The organism is Nocardioides oceani (assembly GCF_030412965.1).
Classification (GTDB): Bacteria; Actinomycetota; Actinomycetes; order Propionibacteriales; family Nocardioidaceae; genus Nocardioides; species Nocardioides oceani.
Genome location: NZ_JAUHJQ010000045.1, coordinates 1 through 1,314, shown reverse-complemented (window position 1 = coordinate 1,314; position 1,314 = coordinate 1). Strand labels below are relative to the sequence as shown.

Here is a 1,314-nt window from a genome sequence, read left to right as displayed (position 1 = left end):
TGAGGTTCCCCCCGGACCGTAGAGGCATCGACAATGAGGATCGAGATGCCAGAGAAGCGGAAGAAGTACGACCGGGAGTTCCGTGAGGGAGCTGTCCGGATCGTCGAAGAGACCAACAAGCCGATCGCGCAGGTCGCTCGTGACCTCGGCGTGAACGAGGGCACCCTGGGCAACTGGGTCGCTCGTGCACGCGAGGCCGCCGAGGGCACCCGGGGGCTGTCGAAGGACGACGTCGAAGAGCTCAAGCGGCTCCGTGCCGAAGTCGCCGAGCTCCGGATGGAGCGTGATGTCCTCAAGCGATCCGTGGTCCTGTGGGTCAAGGAGGCGACGAAGTGAGCGTGGCACGCTTCATCGCCGACCAGAGGACCACCTACCGCGTGCCACACACGGTCGTCTGTGCCCTGCTCGGGGTCAGCCTGGCGTGGTTCTACAAGTGGCTCGGACGGGCCGAGAGCCCCGGCGCGGCCAACGGGCTGCACACGACGCGGGACCGGCGCCGCGACACGGTCGATCGTGCCGTGCGGGTTGCGTTCGGCAAGGCCCGGGGGCTGCACGGTTCGCCGCGGTTGGTCCACGACCTGCGTGATGCGGGCTGGACGGTGTCGGAGAAGACGGTCGCTGACTCGATGCGCCGACAGGGCTTGGTGGCCCGGCGGATCAGGCGCAGGAACGGGCTGACCCGGCAGGACAAGACGGCGCCGAAGTTCCCCGATCTGCTCAAGCGGGACTTCACCGCCCCCCGGCCGAATGCCCGCTGGGTCGGCGACATGACAGAGATCGCGACCGCGGCCGGGAAGCTGTACCTGGCGACGGTGATCGACCTGTACTCCCGTCGTCTCCTGGGTGCCGCGACGTCGCTGCATCCAGACGCCGAGCTGGCCTGCGCGGCGATCAAGATGGCTGTCGCGAGCCGCGGCGGCGTGGACGCGGTCAACGGCCCGGACTGGTGCGAGGACGAGAGCAAGCGGGTCATCTTCCACACCGATAGGGGCTCGACCTACACGGCGAACTCGTTCACCAAGCTCTGCCGCCAGCTTGGCATCCGGCAGTCGATGGGCCGGGTCGGGTCGTGCTTCGACAACGCCGCAGCCGAGGCGTTCTTCTCGAGCCTGGAGTGGGAGGTCCTCTCACGCCACGAGTTCACCAACACCGGCCAGGCCCAGACGGTCGTGCTGGACTGGTGCTACGGGTTCTACAACCACGAACGCCGGCACAGCTCGGCGGGCATGATGAGCCCGGTCAACTACGAGGACACAGCGGCCCCCGACCGGGAAGCCGCATAGAGAAGCCCTCCACGATTCGGGGGGAACCACA

General features: G+C 67.7%; 2 protein-coding genes. Both read left to right on the top strand.

From position 1 onward, the window contains the following. Nucleotides 1–33 precede the first annotated feature (33 nt). On the top strand, nucleotides 34–336 hold the full coding sequence (locus tag QWY28_RS23205) for a transposase (protein ID WP_206051929.1): 303 nt from the start codon (nucleotides 34–36) through the stop codon (nucleotides 334–336). Nucleotides 337–338: 2 nt separating this feature from the next. Beyond that, nucleotides 339–1,283: an IS3 family transposase gene (locus tag QWY28_RS23200; RefSeq protein ID WP_300955290.1), complete on the top strand. Its 945-nt coding sequence runs from the start codon at nucleotides 339–341 to the stop codon at nucleotides 1,281–1,283. Nucleotides 1,284–1,314: the final 31 nt, after the last annotated feature.